At 61.3% G+C, this 20,966-nt stretch carries 19 protein-coding genes; 16 read left to right on the plus strand and 3 right to left on the minus strand.

The annotated features are described in order from the left end of the window. Positions 1–152 precede the first annotated feature (152 nt). The 15 genes from DYL61_RS10770 to DYL61_RS10840 all read left to right on the plus strand — a co-directional run bounded on the left by DYL61_RS10770 (position 153) and on the right by DYL61_RS10840 (position 16,140). Positions 153–1,775 carry a methyl-accepting chemotaxis protein gene (locus DYL61_RS10770; RefSeq protein ID WP_135308321.1) on the plus strand — a complete coding sequence of 541 codons (1,623 nt, stop codon included), beginning with the start codon at positions 153–155 and terminating at the stop codon, positions 1,773–1,775. After that, positions 1,775–2,287 carry a chemotaxis protein CheW gene (locus DYL61_RS10775; protein ID WP_135308322.1) on the plus strand — a complete coding sequence of 171 codons (513 nt, stop codon included), beginning with the start codon at positions 1,775–1,777 and terminating at the stop codon, positions 2,285–2,287. Before DYL61_RS10770 ends, DYL61_RS10775 begins: the two co-directional genes overlap by 1 nt. Next, on the plus strand, positions 2,284–3,543 hold the full coding sequence (locus tag DYL61_RS10780) for a CheR family methyltransferase (RefSeq protein ID WP_135308323.1): 1,260 nt from the start codon (positions 2,284–2,286) through the stop codon (positions 3,541–3,543). The genes DYL61_RS10775 and DYL61_RS10780 overlap by 4 nt, the downstream gene beginning before the upstream one ends. Next, the gene (locus DYL61_RS10785) at positions 3,540–4,241 is read left to right on the plus strand and encodes a chemotaxis protein CheW (protein WP_135308324.1); all 702 of its coding nucleotides are present in this window, start codon (positions 3,540–3,542) and stop codon (positions 4,239–4,241) included. Before DYL61_RS10780 ends, DYL61_RS10785 begins: the two co-directional genes overlap by 4 nt. Further along, positions 4,238–6,514, plus strand: a complete 2,277-nt coding sequence (locus DYL61_RS10790; RefSeq protein ID WP_135308325.1) for a hybrid sensor histidine kinase/response regulator — start codon at positions 4,238–4,240, stop codon at positions 6,512–6,514. The genes DYL61_RS10785 and DYL61_RS10790 overlap by 4 nt, the downstream gene beginning before the upstream one ends. After that, positions 6,511–7,521 carry a chemotaxis response regulator protein-glutamate methylesterase gene (gene cheB, locus DYL61_RS10795; RefSeq protein WP_135308326.1) on the plus strand — a complete coding sequence of 337 codons (1,011 nt, stop codon included), beginning with the start codon at positions 6,511–6,513 and terminating at the stop codon, positions 7,519–7,521. The genes DYL61_RS10790 and cheB overlap by 4 nt, the downstream gene beginning before the upstream one ends. A gap of 51 nt (positions 7,522–7,572) precedes the next feature. Continuing rightward, entirely contained in the window at positions 7,573–8,574 is a 1,002-nt protein-coding gene (locus DYL61_RS10800) for a response regulator (protein WP_135308327.1), read from the plus strand. 253 nt (positions 8,575–8,827) lie between these two features. Then, positions 8,828–9,923 (plus strand): peptide chain release factor 2 gene (gene prfB / locus DYL61_RS10805; RefSeq protein ID WP_105696308.1). Its coding sequence is split into 2 segments (ribosomal slippage): positions 8,828–8,899 and positions 8,901–9,923, totalling 1,095 coding nucleotides; the frame shifts between segments, so codons are not numbered across the junction. Positions 9,924–9,954: 31 nt separating this feature from the next. Continuing rightward, entirely contained in the window at positions 9,955–11,457 is a 1,503-nt protein-coding gene (gene lysS, locus DYL61_RS10810; protein WP_105696307.1) for a lysine--tRNA ligase, read from the plus strand. 106 nt (positions 11,458–11,563) lie between these two features. Beyond that, positions 11,564–12,280 (plus strand): TetR/AcrR family transcriptional regulator, encoded by a 717-nt coding sequence (locus DYL61_RS10815; protein ID WP_135308328.1) that lies wholly within the window; start codon positions 11,564–11,566, stop codon positions 12,278–12,280. Between the two features lie 152 nt (positions 12,281–12,432). After that, on the plus strand, positions 12,433–12,981 hold the full coding sequence (locus DYL61_RS10820) for a hypothetical protein (protein ID WP_135308329.1): 549 nt from the start codon (positions 12,433–12,435) through the stop codon (positions 12,979–12,981). A 21-nt stretch (positions 12,982–13,002) separates the two neighbouring features. Next, positions 13,003–14,280: a flavohemoglobin expression-modulating QEGLA motif protein gene (locus DYL61_RS10825; protein ID WP_135308330.1), complete on the plus strand. Its 1,278-nt coding sequence runs from the start codon at positions 13,003–13,005 to the stop codon at positions 14,278–14,280. A gap of 170 nt (positions 14,281–14,450) precedes the next feature. After that, a complete protein-coding gene (locus DYL61_RS10830; protein ID WP_135308331.1) occupies positions 14,451–15,356 on the plus strand; it encodes an alpha/beta hydrolase in 906 nt (301 codons plus the stop codon). Continuing rightward, positions 15,353–15,679 carry a PA3694 family proteiin gene (locus tag DYL61_RS10835; RefSeq protein ID WP_017738324.1) on the plus strand — a complete coding sequence of 109 codons (327 nt, stop codon included), beginning with the start codon at positions 15,353–15,355 and terminating at the stop codon, positions 15,677–15,679. Before DYL61_RS10830 ends, DYL61_RS10835 begins: the two co-directional genes overlap by 4 nt. Before the next feature lie 146 nt (positions 15,680–15,825). Further along, complete coding sequence (locus DYL61_RS10840; protein WP_135308332.1) at positions 15,826–16,140, plus strand: hypothetical protein; 315 nt, start codon at positions 15,826–15,828, stop codon at positions 16,138–16,140. 62 nt (positions 16,141–16,202) lie between these two features. On the opposite strand, the gene lptF is transcribed toward DYL61_RS10840, so the two are convergent. The 3 genes from lptF to DYL61_RS10855 form a co-directional block, all read right to left on the minus strand. Continuing rightward, the gene (lptF, locus tag DYL61_RS10845; protein WP_105696301.1) at positions 16,203–16,988 is read right to left on the minus strand and encodes a lipotoxin F family OmpA-related lipoprotein LptF; all 786 of its coding nucleotides are present in this window, start codon (positions 16,986–16,988) and stop codon (positions 16,203–16,205) included. A gap of 55 nt (positions 16,989–17,043) precedes the next feature. Beyond that, positions 17,044–17,454: a DUF4398 domain-containing protein gene (locus tag DYL61_RS10850; RefSeq protein WP_177343934.1), complete on the minus strand. Its 411-nt coding sequence runs from the start codon at positions 17,452–17,454 to the stop codon at positions 17,044–17,046. Between the two features lie 277 nt (positions 17,455–17,731). Continuing rightward, on the minus strand, positions 17,732–18,076 hold the full coding sequence (locus tag DYL61_RS10855; protein WP_021492446.1) for a hypothetical protein: 345 nt from the start codon (positions 18,074–18,076) through the stop codon (positions 17,732–17,734). 185 nt (positions 18,077–18,261) lie between these two features. Here DYL61_RS10855 and ppc point away from each other — a divergent pair, with 185 nt between their 5' ends. After that, positions 18,262–20,889 carry a phosphoenolpyruvate carboxylase gene (gene ppc / locus DYL61_RS10860; RefSeq protein WP_135308333.1) on the plus strand — a complete coding sequence of 876 codons (2,628 nt, stop codon included), beginning with the start codon at positions 18,262–18,264 and terminating at the stop codon, positions 20,887–20,889. Positions 20,890–20,966: the final 77 nt, after the last annotated feature.

Consider the following 20,966-nt stretch of genomic DNA (forward strand, 5'->3'; position numbering starts at 1 on the left):
TTAGGGCAAGCCCCCTCCCACATTTGCATTGTGTATGGCCTTAGAACCTCATTATTTGCATTCTGTGAGCCCCACATCAAAACCCATTGATTAATGAGGGCATCTGCTCAGCTATACTCCCCCGCATTTGATCGGCCCTTCGAGGAAACACTGTGAAGAACTGGACCCTGCGCCAACGGATCTTGGCTAGTTTTGCAGTCATTATCGCCATCATGCTGTTAATGGTCGTGGTCTCTTATTCACGGTTGTTGAAGATCGAATCCAGCCAGGAGTCGGTGCGGGATGACGCCGTTCCGGGCGTCTACCTCAGTTCGATGATCCGCAGTGCCTGGGTCGACAGCTATTTGGAGACCATCGATATCATTGGTCTGCGTGAGGATAAAACCTTCACCAATACCGACAAGACAGACTACAAAACCTTCGAAGCGCGCATCGAACAGCAGATGGCCAACTACGAAAAAACCATCCATGGCCAGGCTGATCGCATGGAGTTCGATAACTTCAAGGCGGCACACATCACCTACAACAAGGTATTGGCCGAGTTGCTGGACCGTGTGGAAAACAACGACCTGCCGGCCGCGCGCGTCTTGCTGGAAGAGCAATTGACGCCGATCTGGACCGAAGGCCGCATGAAGCTCAATGACATCATCACCGAAAACAAAAGCGTGTCGGACCGTGCCACCGCCGCCATCGACGACGCGGTCGCTGCCGCGAAAGTCAGCATGTTCGTGTCGTTGGCAGTGGCGATCCTGGCGGCCGGCTTGTGCGGCCTGCTGTTGATGCGCGCAATCATGGCGCCGATGCAGCGCATCGTCGAAATCCTCGAAACCATGCGCGACGGCGACCTGAGCAAGCGCCTGAACCTGGAACGCAAGGACGAATTCAACGCGGTAGAAACCGGCTTCAACGACATGATGACCGAGCTGACCGCCCTGGTGTCCCAGGCGCAGCGCTCGTCGGTGCAGGTCACCACCTCGGTCACCGAAATTGCCGCGACTTCCAAGCAACAACAAGCCACTGCCACCGAGACCGCGGCGACGACCACCGAGATCGGCGCCACTTCCCGCGAAATCGCCGCCACGTCCAAGGACCTGGTGCGCACCATGACCGAAGTGTCCACCGCCGCCGATCAGGCCTCGGTGGCCGCCGGTTCCGGCCAGCAAGGCCTGGCGCGTATGGAAGAAACCATGCATTCGGTGATGGGTGCTGCGGACCTGGTGAACGCCAAGCTGGCGATCCTCAATGAGAAGGCCGGCAACATCAACCAAGTGGTGGTGACCATCGTCAAGGTCGCCGACCAGACCAACCTGCTCTCGCTCAACGCGGCGATTGAGGCCGAGAAGGCCGGCGAATACGGGCGCGGCTTTGCCGTGGTCGCCACCGAAGTGCGTCGCCTCGCCGACCAGACCGCCGTGGCGACCTACGACATCGAGCAGATGGTGCGTGAGATCCAGTCGGCGGTGTCTGCCGGCGTGATGGGCATGGACAAGTTCTCCGAGGAAGTGCGCCGGGGCATGTTCGAGGTGCAGCAAGTGGGCGAGCAACTGTCGCAGATCATCCATCAGGTTCAGGCCCTGGCGCCGCGGGTGTTGATGGTCAACGAAGGCATGCAGGCCCAGGCCACTGGCGCCGAGCAGATCAACCACGCGCTGGTGCAATTGGGCGATGCCAGCAGCCAGACCGTGGAGTCCCTGCGCCAGGCCAGCTTTGCCATTGATGAATTAAGCCAGGTTGCGGTCGGTCTGCGCAGCGGCGTGTCGCGTTTCAAAGTCTGATGAGCGACCTCGCGGCTAAACGCGGTGCCGTTCCGGCAGCGAAAAAGGCGTTGTTCCTGGTGTTCCATATCGGCCAGGAACGTTACGCCCTCAAGGCTACGGAAGTGGCCGAGGTGCTGCCGCGCCTGCCGCTCAAACCCATCGCCCATGCGCCGGGTTGGGTGGCGGGCATCTTTGCCCATCGCGGGGCGCTGGTGCCGGTCATCGACCTGAGTGCGCTGACCTTTGGCACACCGGCCCAGGCTCGTACCAGTACACGCCTGGTGCTGGTCAGTTATCAGCCAGAACCCTGGATCGAATCGCGTTGGCTGGGGTTGATCCTCGAACAGGCCACCGACACCCTGCGTTGCGACCCGGCGGAGTTCCAGCCCTACGGCCTGGACAACCGCCAGGCTCGCTACCTGGGACCGGTGCGTGAAGATGCCCTGGGCTTGATGCAATGGATCGGCGTCAACGACCTGCTGACCGACGACGTTCGCGCCCTGTTGTTTTCCGCCGAGTTGAGCGCATGAGCAACGACCCGCGGTTCTTTGCCTTCCTTAAAGAACGTATCGGCCTGGACGTCGCCTCGGTGGGCGAAGCCATCATCGAGCGTGCGGTGCGCCAGCGTACCCAGGCCGTGCAGGCGCAAACGGCCGCCGAATACTGGCAACATCTGCAAAGCTCCCACGATGAGCAGCAAGCGCTGATCGAAGCGGTGATCGTCCCCGAGACCTGGTTTTTCCGTTACCCGGAGTCCTTCGCGACCCTGGCGCGGCTGGCCAAGGCGCGTCTGGCCGAGATCAAGCAGATGCGTGCTCTGCGCATCCTCAGCCTGCCATGTTCTACCGGCGAAGAACCCTATTCGATTGCGATGGCGCTGCTGGACGCCGGTTTGGCGCCGCATCAATTCAAGGTGCAGGGCATGGACGTCAGCCCGTTGTCGGTGGAGCGTGCCTGCCGTGGGGTGTACGGCAAAAACTCCTTTCGCGGCGGCGAGCTGAGTTTTCGTGACCGCCACTTCACCGAATATGGCGACGGTTACCACATCGCCGACCGCGTGCGCGAACAAGTGCGCCTGCAAGTCGGCAACCTGCTCGATCCGGCGCTGTTGGCCAATGAGTCGAGCTATGACTTTGTGTTCTGTCGCAACCTGCTGATCTATTTCGATCAGCCAACCCAGAAGCAAGTGTTCGATGTGCTCAAGGGCCTGACCCATGTGGACGGCGTGCTGTTTATCGGCCCCGCCGAAGGCAGCCTGCTGGGGCGCCACGGCATGCGTTCGATTGGCGTGCCTCAGTCGTTTGCATTCAGCCGGCATGCCGAACCGGCCAAGCCGGAACCGCTGCCGGTGTTTATACCGGCGCCCCTGCCGCCACGCAGTGCTGCACCGATTCCGGCCAAGCCGCGACCGTTCAGCACCGTCAGCGCCCAGGTGGTGCCGATCAAGGCGCCGGCGTCGGATGCCGATACCTTGTTGAGTCGGATCGCCACGCTCGCCAACGAAGGCAAGAGCGCCGAGGCCCGTGCAGCCTGTGAACAATATTTGAACAACCACCCGCCGGCCGCCCAAGTGTTCTATTGGCTGGGGCTGCTCAGCGATGTGGCCGGCAGCGCCCTGGAGGCCCAGGGGTTTTACCGCAAAGCCTTGTACCTGGAACCGCAGCACCCGCAGGCCTTGATGCACCTGGCCGCGTTGCTCGAGTCCCAGGGCGACACGGCGGGGGCGCGTCGCTTGCAGGCGCGGGCCGCACGTAGCGAGCGAGCTGACAGTGAGCCTAAACGATGAGTAGCCCGGACGTGCTCGACACCGCAGGCCTGGACCTGACCCTGACGGATACCCAAGCCATCGATGACTGCTGGAACCGCATCGGCATCCATGGCGACAAGTCCTGCCCGTTATTGGCAGACCATATCCACTGCCGCAATTGCTCGGTGTATTCCGCCGCTGCCACGCGCCTGCTGGACCGCTACGCGTTGCAGCAGGACGACCGGCGCCCACAGTCCGCCGCCGAAATCAGCGAGGACGTGGCCACCCGTTCGTTGCTGATGTTCCGTCTTGGCGAAGAATGGCTGGGCATCGCGACCCGCTGCCTGGTGGAAGTCGCTCCGCTGCAACCGATCCATTCCCTGCCGCACCAACGCTCCCGTGCCTTGCTCGGCGTGGCCAATGTGCGCGGTGCGCTGGTGGCCTGCCTGTCGCTGGTGGAGTTGCTTGGGCTGGACGCCACCAGCAACGGCGCCACCGGCGGGCGCATCATGCCGCGCATGCTGATCATCGCGGCCCAGGATGGCCCGGTGGTGGTGCCGGTGGATGAGGTTGATGGCATTCATGCCATTGATGAGCGGACCCTGACGGCGGCTTCGGCCTCTGGCACCCAGGCCAGTGCGCGTTTCACCCAAGGTGTGTTGCAGTGGAAAGGCCGCAGCCTGCGTTGGCTGGACGAGGCGCAATTGTTGTCCGCCGTGACCCGGAGCCTTACATGACCCCCGACCAGATGCGCGATGCGTCGCTGCTGGAACTGTTCAGCCTGGAAGCCGACGCGCAGACCCAGGTCCTCAGCGCGGGGTTGCTGGCCCTGGAGCGCAACCCGACCCAGGCCGACCAGCTGGAAGCCTGCATGCGCGCCGCCCATTCCCTCAAGGGCGCGGCGCGTATCGTCGGCGTGGACGCGGGTGTCAGCGTGTCCCATGTGATGGAAGATTGCCTGGTCAGCGCCCAGGAAGGCCGCCTGTACCTGCAACCCGAGCATATCGACGCGCTGCTGCAAGGCACCGACCTGCTGATGCGCATCGCCACCCCCGGCAATGACGTGGGCCCGGCGGATATCGAGGCGTATGTGGCGTTGATGGAGCGTTTGCTTGATCCGTCCCAGGCGCCGGTTGCCAAAGTCACGCCGCCACCTGCGCCCGAGCCCGCACCTATCGTTGAAGAGCTGCCGCCTGAGCCCGAACCCGCGCCGCCGGTGACCGCTGAGCCGGTGCGCCAGAACAAACGCATGACCGAAGGCGGCGAGCGCGTGCTGCGGGTGACCGCCGAGCGCTTGAACAGCCTGTTGGACCTGTCCAGCAAATCCCTGGTGGAAACCCAGCGGCTCAAGCCGTACCTCGCCAGCATGCAGCGCCTCAAACGTATCCAGAGCCAAGGTGCACGGGCCCTGGATACCCTGGACGGCCAGCTCAAGACCCTGGACTTGAACCTTGAAGCCCAGGAAGCCCTGGCCGATACCCGTCGCCTGCTCAGCGAGGCCCAGGCCCTGCTGGCGGAAAAAACCGCCGAGCTGGACGAGTTTGGTTGGCAGGCCGGGCAACGTGCCCAAGTGCTCTACGACACCGCGCTGGCGTGCCGCATGCGCCCGTTTGCCGACGTGCTGGCGGGGCAGGTGCGCATGGTCCGTGACCTCGGCCGTAGCCTGGGCAAGCAAGTGCGCCTGGAGATTGAGGGCGAAAAGACCCAGGTCGACCGCGACGTGCTGGAAAAGCTCGAAGCGCCGCTCACTCACTTATTGCGCAATGCCGTCGACCACGGCATCGAAATGCCCGAGCAACGCATACTCGCGGGCAAACCCGCCGAGGGCGTGATTCGGCTGCGCGCGTCCCATCAGGCCGGCTTGCTGGTGCTGGAACTGAGCGACGACGGCAATGGCGTCGACCTGGAGCGCCTGCGCGGCAGCATCGTCGACCGGCATCTTTCGCCGTTGGAAACCGCCCAGCGCCTGAGCGAAGAAGAGCTGCTGACATTCCTGTTCCTGCCGGGTTTCAGCCTGCGGGACAAGGTCACCGAAGTGTCCGGGCGCGGTGTCGGCCTGGATGCGGTGCAACACATGGTGCGCCAACTGCGCGGCGCGGTGGTGCTGGAGCAGACGGCGGGGCAGGGCAGTCGGTTCCACCTGGAAGTACCGTTGACCTTGTCGGTGGTCCGCAGCCTGGTGGTGGAAGTGGGCGAAGAAGCCTATGCCTTCCCGCTGGCGCACATTGAACGCATGTGCGACTTGGCGCCGGACGACATCGTGCAACTGGAAGGCCGCCAGCATTTCTGGCACGAAGGCCGGCATGTCGGGCTGGTCGCGGCGAGCCAATTGTTGCAACGTCCGCCTGGGCAGAATAACGAAGAGACCTTGAAAGTCGTGGTGATCCGCGAGCGCGATGCCGTGTACGGGATTGCCGTGGAGCGCTTTATCGGCGAGCGCACCCTGGTGGTATTGCCGCTGGATGATCGCTTGGGCAAGGTCCAGGACATTTCCGCCGGCGCCTTGCTCGATGATGGCTCGGTGGTGTTGATCGTTGACGTGGAAGACATGCTGCGTTCGGTGGACAAACTGCTGAACACCGGCCGCCTGGAACGCATCGCCCGGCGCAGCCAGCAAGCCACCGAAGCGCCGCGTAAGCGGGTGCTGGTGGTGGATGACTCCCTCACCGTGCGTGAACTGCAACGCAAATTGTTACTTAATCGCGGTTATGAAGTGGCGGTGGCGGTCGATGGCATGGACGGCTGGAACGCCTTGCGTTCCGAAGACTTCGACCTGCTGATCACTGATATTGATATGCCTCGTATGGACGGTATTGAATTGGTCACATTGTTGCGCCGAGACAGTCGCCTGCAATCGTTGCCGGTGATGGTGGTGTCCTATAAAGACCGTGAAGAAGACCGACGCCGTGGACTGGACGCCGGCGCCGACTATTATTTAGCCAAAGCCAGTTTCCATGATGACGCCCTGCTGGACGCCGTGGTGGAGCTGATTGGAGGCGCGCGGGCATGAGAATTGCGATCGTCAATGATATGCCCCTGGCGGTCGAGGCCCTGCGCCGTGCCTTGAGCTTCGAGCCCGCCCACGAAGTGGTGTGGGTGGCCAGTAATGGCCTGGAGGCAGTGCAGCGATGCGCCGAACTCACGCCGGACCTGATCCTGATGGACCTGATCATGCCGGTGATGGACGGCGTGGAAGCCACGCGCCAGATCATGGCGCAGACGCCGTGTGCCATCGTCATCGTGACCGTCGACCGCCAGGCCAACGTCAGTCGCGTGTTCGAAGCCATGGGCCATGGCGCCCTGGATGTGGTGGATACACCCACATTGGGCGTGGGCAATCCCAAGGACGCGGCGGCGCCGCTGTTGCGCAAGATCCTCAATATCGGTTGGCTGATCGGCCAGCGCGGCAGCCGCGTACGGGCTGAGGCCGCACCGCCGCGTATCACCGGCAAGCGTGAGAGCCTGGTGGCCATTGGTTCTTCCGCAGGCGGCCCGGCTGCCCTGGAAATCCTGCTCAAGGGCTTGCCCCGGGACTTTCCCGCCGCCATTGTGCTGGTGCAGCATGTGGACCAGGTGTTCGCCGCCGGCATGGCCGAGTGGCTGAGCAGCGCCTCGGGCCTACCGGTGCGCCTGGCCCGCGAAGGTGAGCCGCCACAAAGCGGCGTGGTGCTGCTGGCGGGCACTAACCACCATATCCGGTTACTGAAAAACGGCACCCTGGCCTATACCGCAGAGCCGGTAAACGAGATTTACCGGCCTTCGATCGACGTATTTTTCGAAAGCGTGGCCAGCCACTGGAACGGTGACGCCGTCGGCGTGCTGCTGACCGGCATGGGCCGCGACGGGGCCCAGGGCCTGAAGTTGCTACGTGAACAAGGTTATTTGACCATCGCCCAGGATCAGCAAAGCTCGGCGGTGTATGGCATGCCCAAAGCGGCGGCGGCGATTGATGCTGCTGTTGAAATTCGCCCATTGGATAGAATTGCGCCCCGACTGCTGGAGGTGTTTGCAAAATGAGCCATACCTTTTGCAGTGCTGGCTTGCTGGTAGTAATTCAGGTGACTGCACATGAATGATTTACAGATCGACGACATCAAGACCGACGAAAACGCCGCCATGGTGTTGCTGGTCGACGACCAAGCCATGATCGGCGAAGCCGTACGGCGTGGCTTGGCCCAGGAAGAAAACATCGACTTCCACTTTTGTGCCGATCCGCACCAGGCGATTGCCCAGGCCATTCGCATCAAGCCCACGGTGATCCTGCAAGACTTGGTGATGCCCGGTCTCGACGGCCTGACCCTGGTGCGCGAATACCGCAACCACCCGGCCACGCAGAACATTCCGATCATCGTGCTTTCCACCAAGGAAGACCCGATGATCAAGAGCGCGGCGTTCGCGGCCGGGGCCAATGACTACCTGGTGAAGCTGCCGGACAATATCGAGTTGGTGGCGCGCATCCGCTATCACTCGCGCTCCTACATGACCCTGTTGCAACGGGATGCTGCCTACCGCGCACTGCGGGTCAGCCAGCAACAGCTGCTGGACACCAACCTGGTGCTGCAACGCCTGATGAACTCCGATGGCCTCACCGGGCTGTCCAACCGCCGCCACTTCGACGAATACCTGGAACTGGAATGGCGCCGCGCCATGCGCGACCAGACCCAACTGTCGCTGCTGATGATCGACGTGGACTTCTTCAAGACCTACAACGACAGCTTCGGCCACGTCGAAGGGGATGAGGCCCTGCGCAAAGTTGCTGGGGCTATCCGCGAAGCCAGCAGTCGCCCCTCGGATTTGCCGGCGCGTTACGGGGGTGAGGAGTTTGCGTTGGTGCTGCCCAACACCTCGCCGGGCGGCGCAAGGTTGGTGGCCGAGAAACTGCGCATGGCCGTAGCCGGGTTGAAAATCCCGCATATCGCGCCGAGCGAGGGTTCGCACCTGACCATCAGCATCGGTTTGTCGACCATGACGCCGCAGCTGGGCACGGATTGCCGGCAGGTGATATTGGCGGCGGACAAGGGGTTGTATACGGCCAAGCATAATGGGCGCAATCAGGTGGGGATTGAGTGACCCAGAGGTCAGCGCAAATCCAACTGTGGGAGTGGGCTTTTGTGGGAGGGGGCTTGCCCCCGATAGCGGTATGTCAGCCACCTGATGTTTGGCTGACACACTGTCATCGGGGGCAAGCCCCCTCCCACATTTGAATTTCATTGGTCTTGAGATTGCCTGCAACCCCGCCTTTTCGCCAAGCGGGCTGCCGTTTCCCCCCGTTTGCCGTTATACTCGCCGGCTTTCAAAAGTTCGCCAACGAGTGCTGCCCGCCATGGAAATCAACCCGATCCTTAACACCATCAAGGACCTGTCCGAGCGCTCCGAAACTATTCGGGGGTATCTTTGACTACGATCAAAAGCATGAGCGTCTGACCGAGGTCAACCGCGAGCTTGAAGATCCGGCTGTCTGGAACAAACCTGAATACGCCCAGGAACTGGGGCGTGAGCGCGCTGCGCTGGCGCAGATCGTCGAGACCCTCGACGAACTGAACACCGGTCTGGGCGATTGCCGTGACCTGCTGGACATGGCCGTCGAAGAAAACGACGAAGGCGCAGTGGGCGATGTCGTCGCCGAGCTGGCCCGTCTTGAGGAAAACCTCGCCAAACTCGAATTCCGTCGTATGTTCAGCCATGAAATGGACCCGAACAACGCCTACCTGGACATCCAGGCCGGCTCCGGCGGCACCGAGGCCCAGGACTGGGCCAACATCCTGCTGCGCATGTACCTGCGCTGGGCGGATAAACGCGGTTTCGAAGCGACCATCATGGAACTGTCCGCCGGTGAAGTGGCCGGTATCAAGGGCGCGACCGTGCATATCAAGGGTGAATACGCCTTTGGTTGGCTGCGTACCGAGATCGGCGTGCACCGCCTGGTGCGCAAAAGCCCGTTCGACTCCGGCAACCGTCGCCACACGTCGTTCTCCGCCGTGTTCGTCTCGCCCGAGATCGATGACAAGGTAGAGATCGAGATCAACCCGGCCGACCTGCGCATCGACACCTACCGTTCCTCCGGCGCCGGTGGTCAGCACGTAAACACCACCGACTCGGCCGTACGTATCACCCACGTACCGACCAACACCGTGGTCAGCTGCCAGAACGAACGTTCCCAGCACGCCAACAAAGACACCGCCATGAAAATGCTGCGGGCCAAGTTGTACGAGTTGGAGATGCAAAAGCGCAATGCGGCGTCCCAAGCCTTGGAAGACAGCAAGTCCGACATCGGTTGGGGGCACCAGATCCGCTCTTATGTGCTCGACGCGTCGCGGATCAAGGATCTGCGCACTAACATCGAACGCAGTGACTGCGACAAGGTGCTCGACGGCGACATCGACGAATACCTTGAAGCCAGCCTGAAATCAGGCCTGTAACACCCTAATCTGTGATGGAAGATTTAAAGACATGAGCGACCAACAACTCGACCCGCAAGCCCTGCAACAGGAAGAAAACTCCCTGATCGCCTTGCGCAAGGAAAAGCTTGCTGCCGAGCGCGCCAAGGGCAATGCCTTCCCCAACGACTTCCGTCGCGAAAACTACTGCGATGCCTTGCAGAAGCAATACGCGGACAAGACCAAGGAAGAGCTGGCAGAGGCTGCGATCCCGGTCAAGGTGGCAGGTCGCATCATGCTCAACCGTGGCTCGTTCATGGTGATCCAGGACATGACCGGTCGCATCCAGGTCTACGTCAACCGCAAGACCTTGCCGGAAGAAACCCTGGCCGCGGTGAAAACCTGGGACATGGGCGACATCATCGCCGCCGAAGGCACCCTGGCCCGTTCCGGCAAGGGCGACCTGTACGTTGAGATGACCAACGTGCGCCTGTTGACCAAATCCCTGCGCCCGCTGCCGGACAAGCACCACGGCCTGACCGACACCGAGCAGCGCTACCGCCAGCGCTACGTTGACCTGATCGTCAACGAAGACGTGCGTCACACCTTCCGCGTGCGTTCGCAAGTGATTGCGCACATTCGCAGCTTCCTGATGGCGCGTGACTTCCTGGAAGTGGAAACCCCGATGCTGCAAACCATCCCCGGTGGTGCCGCAGCCAAGCCGTTCGAAACCCACCACAACGCGCTGGACATGGAAATGTTCCTGCGTATCGCGCCGGAGCTGTACCTCAAGCGCTTGGTGGTTGGCGGCTTCGAAAAAGTGTTCGAGATCAACCGCAACTTCCGTAACGAAGGCGTTTCGACCCGTCACAACCCTGAATTCACCATGTTGGAGTTCTACCAGGCCTACGCCGACTATGAAGACAACATGGACCTGACCGAAGAACTGTTCCGCGAGCTGGCGCAGCTGGTGTTGGGCAGCACCGACGTGCCGTACGGCGACAAGGTGTTCCACTTCGGCGAGCCGTTCGTGCGTCTGTCGGTGTTCGACTCGATCCTCAAGTACAACCCCGAGCTGACCGCTGACGACCTGAATGACATCGACAAGGCCCGCGCCATCGCCAAGAAAGCCGGCGCCAAGGTGCTGGGCTTTGAAGGCCTGGGCAAACTGCAGGTGATGATTTTCGAAGAACTGGTGGAGCACAAGCTGGAACAGCCGCACTTCATTACCCAGTACCCGTTCGAAGTGTCGCCGCTGGCCCGTCGCAACGATGACAACCCGAATGTCACCGACCGTTTCGAGCTGTTCATCGGCGGCCGCGAAATCGCCAACGCCTATTCCGAGCTTAACGACGCGGAAGACCAGGCCGAGCGCTTCATGGCCCAGGTGGCCGACAAGGACGCTGGCGACGACGAAGCCATGCACTACGACGCCGACTTTGTCCGTGCCCTGGAATACGGCATGCCGCCAACCGCCGGTGAGGGTATCGGCATCGATCGCCTGGTGATGCTGTTGACCAACTCGCCGTCGATCCGCGACGTGATCTTGTTCCCGCATATGCGGCCACAAGCGTAACCGTAGCGAAATCCGAAGCCGCCTTTTATAAGGCGGCTTTTTTATGTGGCGTCTTTAAGCGTCAAGCAAACAGCGCCAGGTTTTGATCAATTCAAGGATGTGTGTCGTGAACCGCGTAATCGCTCAGGAAGGCGCCGCCGGCATTGCTGCTGCCGTGGCTGAAAGCGTCCAGTACCAGGGCCGCAAGGCCAGTCGTCGGGGCAGTGAGCAACGCAGGCAGGACATTCTCGATGCAGCCATGCGCATCGTGGTGCGCGAGGGGGTTCGTGCGGTGCGCCACCGGGCAGTGGCGGCCGAGGCGGGGGTGCCGCTGTCGGCCACCACTTACTACTTCAAGGACATCGATGACCTGCTCACCGATACCTTCGCCCAATACGTCGAACGTAGCGCTGCCTTCATGGGCAAGCTGTGGGTGCGCAACGAGGGGCTGTTGCGTGAGATGGTTGCCTATGGCGATGGCAGCCCGCAGTCGCGCTCCCAACTGGCCGATGATATTGCGCGGCTCACCGCCGACTACGTCCAACGCCAACTGACCAACCGGCGTGACTTCCTGATGGCCGAACAGGCCTTCCGCCAGGAAGCCTTGCTGAACCCGCGCCTGGCCGAGTTGGTACGCTCCCACCAGCAAATTCTATTGCAGGGCACCGGGCAGTTCTTCCAGGTACTGGGCTCGCGCGAGCCGCAACAAGATGCCAAAGTGTTGACGGCGATAATCGGTCGGATGGAATATCAGGGCCTGCTGGGCGGCGCAGAGCCTCTGACCGGTGAAGAGATGCTTGAGATTCTCAAGCGTTATATGCATTTGGTGCTCGCCTCGGTGTAGCCCTGCCTATGTGCGATCCGCTTTATGTGGGAGGGGGCTTGCTCCCGATAGCGGTGGATCAGTCACCTGATTCATCAACTGACAGCCTGCTATCGGGAGCAAGCCCCCTCCCACATACAGCGGTTCCGCCTATATCAACCGTGGAGTACGTGATGAAAACCTGGCGTGTTCTAGCAATCGCCCTATCATTCCTGCTACTAAGCGGTTGCCTTGTGACCTTCAAGGACCCACTGCCGGCCCATGAAGCCGCGCCGCAGGAGTTGATCGGCCAATGGTCCAGCAAAAACGCCTGGGGCGAGCCGCTCAATCTGCACATCACCGCCGCCGGCAACCATCGCTACAAAGCCGTGAGCTACCCTACAGCCAAGCCCGGCCAGCGTGATGAGTACCTGTTTACCGTGTCACGCCATGGCAGCCGCTGGTATTTGTCGGCGCCACTGCCGGCCAAGCTGGGTGGGCATTACATCCTGGCCGGCTTCGAATTCGACAAAAACCACGAACTGGTGGTCTACAACCTGGACCTGGAGCAGATCCACCAGGCCATCGGCCAAAAGACCTTGAGCGGCAGCACCGTGGACACCGTCGAGGGCGCCGGCGTTTTAGTGGACAGCCCCACGGACCAGGTGTTTGCCTACCTGGATGACCCGGCCAATGCCGATGTGTTCGTTGAAGCCGTGCGCTACCAGCGCGCGGGCAAATAACGTTTAAAGAGGAAGCACCGGGTGGACGATTACCAGCAGACGATACGCACCTTGTCTGATCGCATTGTGCTGGCGCAAACACCGATTCGCGTCCTCGACGCCGTGAAGTGGGATGAGAACATTCGCCAGGGATTTCTCAAGGGCAAGGGCAAGGAAATGCCGGCCGTAGACCGCGATTACTACCTCAACCGGCCACTCTCGTTCGACTCCAGCGCGGTGAAGCTGGAATTCCAGAACATCGAGCGTGACATCACCCGTCGCCTCGGCCAGTTCAGCCCGGTGGGGCAGATCATGCGGCGCATGTGCAAGGAATACCGCATGGTGGTGCGCATGCTTGAAGCGCGTGGCACCGAGGACTTCGGCCTGATCTCCCAAGAACTCTACGGCGCGGCGTCCGATGCGTTCCACGCCGGCGACCCGACCCTGGCTGACCTCGGCCTGATGCTCTCCGACTACTTGAATAACATCGACGGCCGTGGCGACTTGAAGGACGAGGCCAAGACCCTCACCGCCAAGGACGCCGTCGCCCTGCTGCAAACCCGATTGAACAAGGTGTTTGGCGAGGCCGAAGAAACCATTCGTGTGTTCGAGTCAGACGGCATCGTCGCCGACGCGGCGGCGGGCGCCGACTACATCAAGATCCGCGCCGACGCGATGTTCAACAGCCGCGATGTGCGCGCCCTTGAAGTGCATGAAGGCCTGGTGCACGTGGGCACCACCCTCAATGGCCAGAACCAGCCGATCTGCACCTTCCTGTCCAAGGGCCCACCGTCGTCTACCGTGACCCAGGAAGGCCTGGCGATCCTGATGGAGATCATCACCTTCGCCTCCTACCCGAGCCGCCTGCGTAAACTCACCAACCGCACCCGCGCCATCCATATGGTGGAAGAGGGCGCCGACTTCCTGCAGGTGTTCGAGTTCTTCCGCGAGCAAGGTTTTGAGATGGCTGAAAGCTACGGCAATGCCAGTCGCGTATTCCGTGGCTCGGTGCCGACGGGTCTGCCGTTTACCAAGGATTTGTCCTACCTCAAGGGCTTTATCATGGTCTACAACTACATCCAGCTGGCCGTGCGCAAAGGCAAGCTGGAACAAGTGCCGTTGTTGTTCTGCGGCAAGACCACCCTGGAAGACATGCGCACCTTGCGCCAACTGGTGGACGAAGGCCTGGTAGTGCCACCCAAGTACTTGCCGGAGCAGTTTCGCGACATGAACGCGCTGGCGGCGTGGATGTGCTTCTCCAACTTCCTCAACCACTTGAGCCTGGATCGGATCGAGGCGGATTATTCCAATATCCTGTAGGGGTTTTGACTGAAGAAACCGGATCCAAATGTGGGAGGGGGCTTGCCCCCGATTGCAGTATGCCAGCTATCGATGTGTTAACTGACCCACCGCTATCGGGGGCAAGCCCCCTCCCACATTTGAATCTCCACCAGTCTGAATATTTTTAGCAAATAGCGAGGCTTCAACGGATGAGAATCCTCGGCATTCTGTGCCTGCTCCTCACTTTGAACGGTTGCAGCTCCCTGCTGTTCTACCCCGAGCCGGGTCTGCCATTCACGCCGGAAAAGGCCCATCTGCACTACCGTGACATCACCCTCACCACCGCCGACGGGGTAAAACTCCACGCCTGGTGGCTGCCCGCCAAACCCGGTGTGCCGCTCAAGGGCACGGTGTTGCACCTGCATGGCAATGGCGGCAACCTGGCCTGGCACCTGGGCGGCAGTTGGTGGTTGCCCGAGCAGGGCTATCAAGTGCTGCTGCTGGACTATCGCGGCTATGGCCTGTCCGAAGGCAAGCCGTCGTTGCCGGCGGTCTATCAGGATGTCGACGCGGCGTTCAACTGGATCGACAAGGCGCCAGAAACCCAGCATCAACCCTTGATCGTCCTCGGCCAAAGCCTCGGCGGCGCGTTGGCGGTGCATTACCTGGCGGCCCACCCCGAGCGTCAAACCCGGCTCAAAGCCTTGGTGCTGGACGGCGTGCCCGCCAGTTATCGTGACGTAGGACAATTCGCCCTGAGCACCTCCTGGCTAACATGGCCATTCCAGGTGCCGCTGTCGTGGCTGGTGCCGGACGGCGACAGCGCGATCCACGGTATGCCCCAACTGACGGGCGTGCCGAAACTGCTGTTCCACAGCCTGGATGACCCGATTGTGCCGGTGGCCAACGGCATCCGACTGTATCAGGCAGCACCGCCGCCAAGAGTGTTGCAACTGACCCGAGGGGGTCATGTGCAAACCTTTGCCGACAAGACCTGGCAAACCGTGATGCTGCGCTACCTGGACGATCCGCAGCACTTCAACGGCCTGCGCCGCCTGGGCGAGATTCCGAATTACCCTATTCCTGAAACTGATTTATCAGAGAGCCCGCAATGAGCGAAGAACGCAACATGATCCCGCTGATCCTCACCGGCATCGGCACCATCATCGGCACCGTCGGTTGCCTGTGGTTTTACGGCTACCTGCACTTCGCCAAGCCGGAAGATGCGTTGTTGCTCAGTGACTTCACCATGCTCAAGACCGTACCGGGCGAGGATTACAAGATCTCCCTGACCCCTGCGGCCCAAGTGGCGCAGTGCGTTGATGGTGTGTTGGTGATGTTCGATACCGAGCAGAAAGGCCTCAGCGGTGTGCTGGTGAACAACAAGAAGCAGGCGGTGCGATGCATGGGGCAGGAAACGCCGCAGCTGCAACAGTAGGAAAGTAGACCAAAACCTGCGGATTCTTCATTCAACGCGTGTCAGCCTCACTGCACGCCGGAACCAATCCGACTCACTCACCACAGATTTTGGACTGATCGGTCTCGCTGGTCGGTTCACTTTCTTATCTGGTCTGGAGTCAAACGATGGATGCAATCAGCGGTTTTTCGGCTATGGGTAACTTGGGCAACTTCGGCAATGCCAGCGGCTCCCAGCAAGGCGGCGGTGCGGAAGCACTCATGAAGCAAATCGCCGATTTGCAAAAACAGCTTCAAGCCAAAGGCGGGGAGGGTTCCGGTGGGGCCCAAGGCTCCGGCGGCGGTGAGGACATCATGGAGCTGATCAAGAAGTTGATGGAGCAGCTTACCCAGGGGGCACAAGGTGGCCAGGGTGGAGGACAGAACGGCGGCGACCAGGTCACGATGGTTGCAGCCCAGAGCAAAGGCTCGATCAACTTCTGAGTAAAGCCCCGTCAACAAAGAACCCCGCCTATTGGCGGGGTTCTTTTTGAAACACCAATCGATCAGTTAGCGACGGAAGACCGTGGCTTGACCGGCTGGTTGTCGTTGGAAATGGTCACTTCCACACGGCGGTTCATCGCACGGCCCGAAGCGCTGCCGTTGTCGGCAACCGGGTATTCCTTGCCGTAACCCTGGGTCACGATGCGCGAAATATCCACGCCTTGCTGAGCCAGTGCACGTTGCACGGAAGCGGCACGACGCTCCGACAGGCTTTGGTTGTACGAATCGGAACCGGTGCTGTCGGTGTAGCCTTCGACGATCACTTTACGATCCGGGTTATCGCGCAGGAACTGCGCGAGCTTGGTGATATTCACCAGGCCGCTGGATTTCAGGTCGGACTTGTTGGTGGCGAACAGCACATCACCAAAGGTCACCAGCGTACCGCGATCCGTCTGCTTGGCGTTCAAGCTGTCTTGCAGTTGCTTGATCTGTGCGTCACGGGCTTCCAGCAGGGCGCGGGCGCGTTCGTCACCGGCGTTTTTCAGCTTGGCTTCGGACTCGCGCAACACGATGGTGTCCTTGGCCACTTCAACGCGCTGGTTGGTCAGGTACGCCAGTTGGTCGACTTTCTTCTCGTCTTCACGGTCGCGGTAGGCCTTGTCAGCCTTGTCCAGCCACTCGCTGGCGTCTTTGGTTTCCAGCGCCGCGACTTTAGTGGCTTGCGGGTTGGCTTGCAGGGCCGAGTAATTGGTCCGTGCGTTTTCCAGGTTCTGGTTGGGCGGGGTGGAGCAGGCTGCCAAGGCAACGCTCATCGCCAACAGGGCAGGGATCATCAATTGTTTACGCATAGTCGTGTCGTCCTTTCAATTCGATATCGGGTGCAATGCAATCAGTGGCGGCGGTTTACTGCTGTTTGATCACAGCGGGGCGCATGCCTTCCTGACGCAGCTCCTGAACAGCTTTCTGGGAGTCCTTCACAGCCTGTTCAGCCTTGGCGGCCTGGGCTTTGCGCTCTGCAACGCGAGCGTCCCACTCAGCCTGTTCGGCCAGGCGACGGGCCTCGTCGTAGTTCTTGTCGTGCATGGCAATTTCGGCTTGTTTGAGCTTGTCCTGGGCCGACTTCATTTCCACGGCCGCGTACTCGGTGCCGCCGGCGCTGACAGCGCTGTTCACCGCAGACTGGGTCACCGCGTACTGTTCGGTCGGAGGGTTGCCGGCGCAACCCGCCAGAACGAAGCTGGTACCGATTGCCAGCGCGGCCAATTTGAGCCCGCGCAGGTGGTTAAACGAGGATTTGGCAGTGCTGGTCTTCATCGTCTTCAACTCCATTGGATAACTCCTGAAAAACTTCAACATCCATCTTGGGAGGTCGGTTGCGGGCCCGGCGGATAAGGCACATGACGCCTGTTCAAACGGCCGTTCCAAGTGATGGCTTACTGGCTGTGACCGGAGGCTTTTTTGAATAGTTCAGAGAAGATGGCGATTTGCCTAAAAAAATATCTGACTGATTGGTCAGCGTAAATAAGATGGAACTTCTGCGTTGCGCAGCGGTACGCCGGGCCTGTGAGAGGCCCGGAATACAGGGGGTTGGTCAGTGTTTCTGTTCGTCGGCGCTGGCTGACAGGTCGTGTAAGTAGCGGCGCGACAGGGTCAGGAAGCGCGGAGTAGGGCCGACATCTTCATACAGCGGATCGCCCTCCTCATCGGTGGCAATCACCTGTTGGCCCTTGATGTAGGGAAAGCTCGCTTCCAGTTCTTCAAGCGCCGCACCGATCAGCTCGCCGAGCAGTTCTTCGGGGTGACGCTTGGGGTACATCTCGGTGATGGCGGCCAGCCTCGCCGCAGACTCCATATCCAAATGGATAGCGTATTCAGTCTTGGTCAGGCGACCCTTGGCGTTTTCTTCCCAATGCTGGGCCAGTTCTCGAATTTTCATGGCAACCTCAGTAAAGCCTGCGATGGCAGGCGGTGATGAGTGACCAGTCGCGTGCATGGATAAACACAGGCGACTCAGTGTTGAGACTAGCTGTTAGCCACAAGGTTTAAAGTCTTGTAAGAAATGAACACTGGCGGCACTCTGGACCCCCTGCGCGTCCCGGATTTCTGGCTGGAGATTGGCTGATGAGTGATATCGATGCACGCTTGCGTGAGGATGTTCACCTGCTGGGTGAACTGCTGGGTAATACGATTCGAGAGCAGTACGGTGATGATTTTCTCGACAAGATCGAGCAGATCCGCAAAGGCGCCAAGGCCGACCGCCACGGTGCTGGCGACGAGCTGAGTGCCAGCCTCAACCAGTTGCAGGAGGACGAACTGCTGCCGGTGGCCCGGGCCTTCAACCAGTTCCTCAACCTGGCCAATATCGCCGAGCAATACCAACTGATTCATCGACGCGACGAGTCGCAACCGGCGCCGTTCGAGTCCCGTGTGTTGCCCGAATTGCTCGCGCGCCTGCAAAGCGAAGGTCACAGCGACGAATCCCTGGCCCGCCAGCTGGGGCGGCTGGAGATTGAGCTGGTGCTCACCGCCCACCCCACCGAAGTGGCGCGCCGCACCCTGATCCAGAAATACGATGCCATTGCCGCCCAGTTGGCCTTGCAGGATCACCGTGACCTCACCACCGCCGAGCGCGAACAGATCCGCGAGCGCCTGCAACGCTTGATCGCCGAAGCCTGGCACACCGAAGAAATCCGCCGTGTCCGGCCCACGCCGGTGGACGAAGCCAAATGGGGCTTCGCGGTGATCGAGCATTCGCTGTGGCATGCCATCCCCAATTATTTGCGCAAGGCCGACCGGGCCTTGCATGCCGCCACAGGCCTGCGCTTGCCCCTGGAGGCCGCGCCGATTCGTTTCGCCTCGTGGATGGGCGGCGACCGTGATGGCAACCCCAATGTCACCGCGCCTGTTACCCGCGAAGTGCTGTTGCTGGCGCGCTGGATGGCCGCCGACCTGTACCTGCGCGATATCGACCATTTGGCTTCCGAGCTGTCGATGCAACAGGCCAGCCCGGCATTGCAGGCCAAGGTCGGCGACAGCGTCGAACCGTACCGCGCCTTGCTCAAGCAACTGCGTGAACGCCTGCGCGCCACGCGCCAATGGGCGCACACCGCGCTCAGCAGCAGCACCCCGGCACCGGGTGAGGTGCTACAGAACAACCGTGACCTGTTGGACCCACTGGAGCTGTGCTACGCGTCGCTGCACGAATGCGGCATGGGCGTGATCGCTGATGGCCCGTTGCTCGACTGCCTGCGCCGTGCCGTGACCTTCGGACTGTTCCTGGTACGCCTGGATGTGCGCCAGGATTCCAGCCGGCATTCGGCGGCCATGACGGAAATCACCGATTACCTTGGCCTCGGCCGTTATGAGGATTGGGACGAAGACGCGCGCATCCGCTTTTTGACCCAGGAGCTGGCGAATCGCCGGCCATTGCTGCCGGGGTATTTCAAACCCTCGGCGGACACCGCCGAAGTGTTGAACACCTGCAAGGAAATCGCCGCAGCACCGGCGGCTTCGCTGGGTTCGTATGTCATCTCCATGGCGGGCGCTGCGTCCGACGTGCTGGCGGTGCAACTGCTGCTGAAAGAGTCGGGCGTGCAACGGCCGATGCGCGTGGTGCCGCTGTTCGAAACCCTGGCCGACCTGGATAACGCCGGGCCGGTGATGGAGCGCCTGCTGCAACTGCCGGGTTATCGCGCGCGCTTGCAGGGCCCGCAGGAAGTGATGATCGGCTATTCGGACTCCGCCAAGGACGCCGGCACCACCGCCGCGGCCTGGGCGCAATACCGTGCGCAAGAGCGACTGGTGGATATCTGCCGCGAGCAACAGGTGGAACTGCTGTTGTTCCACGGTCGCGGCGGCACCGTTGGCCGTGGCGGTGGACCGGCCCACGCGGCGATCCTGTCGCAACCGCCGGGCTCGGTGGCAGGACGTTTCCGCACCACCGAACAGGGCGAAATGATCCGCTTCAAGTTTGGCTTGCCGGATATCGCCGAGCAGAACCTCAACCTTTATCTGGCCGCCGTGCTCGAAGCGACATTGCTGCCACCGCCGCCACCGGAGCCGGCCTGGCGCCATTTGATGGACGAATTGGCAGCAGACGGTGTCAGCGCCTATCGCGCCGTCGTGCGGGAAAATCCGCAGTTCGTCGAATACTTCCGTCAGTCCACCCCCGAGCAGGAGTTGGGCCGCTTGCCGTTGGGCAGTCGCCCGGCCAAGCGCCGTGCCGGGGGTATTGAAAGCCTGCGCGCTATCCCGTGGATCTTCGGCTGGACCCAGACTCGCCTGATGTTGCCGGCGTGGCTTGGCTGGGAAGCCGCATTGAGCAAGGCGCTGGAGCGCGGCGAAGGCGAATTGCTGGGGCAGATGCGCGAACAGTGGCCGTTCTTCCGCACCCGCATCGACATGCTGGAAATGGTCCTGGCCAAGGCCGATGCGGATATTGCCCAGCTCTATGACGAGCGCCTGGTGCAGCCAGACCTGTTGCCATTGGGTGCGCACTTACGCGACCTATTGTCGCAGGCGTGCAGCGTGGTGCTTGGCTTGACCGGCCAGTCGCAACTGCTGGCCCACAGCCCGGACACCCTGGAGTTCATCCGCCTGCGCAACACCTATCTCGACCCGCTGCACTTGTTGCAGGCCGAGCTGCTGGCCCGCTCGCGCCAGCAGGAGGCCACGCAAGACAGCCCTCTGGAACAGGCGCTGCTGGTGTCCGTGGCCGGAATCGCCGCCGGTCTGCGCAACACCGGTTGAAGTTTTTCGCGTGTTCTCAACGGCTTGCGATTAAACCGTGACAGCCGCCCCGAAAGGGGCGGTTCGCGTTTAAAAGT

This window comes from Pseudomonas nabeulensis, from assembly GCF_004682045.1.
GTDB lineage: Bacteria > Pseudomonadota > Gammaproteobacteria > Pseudomonadales > Pseudomonadaceae > Aquipseudomonas > Aquipseudomonas nabeulensis.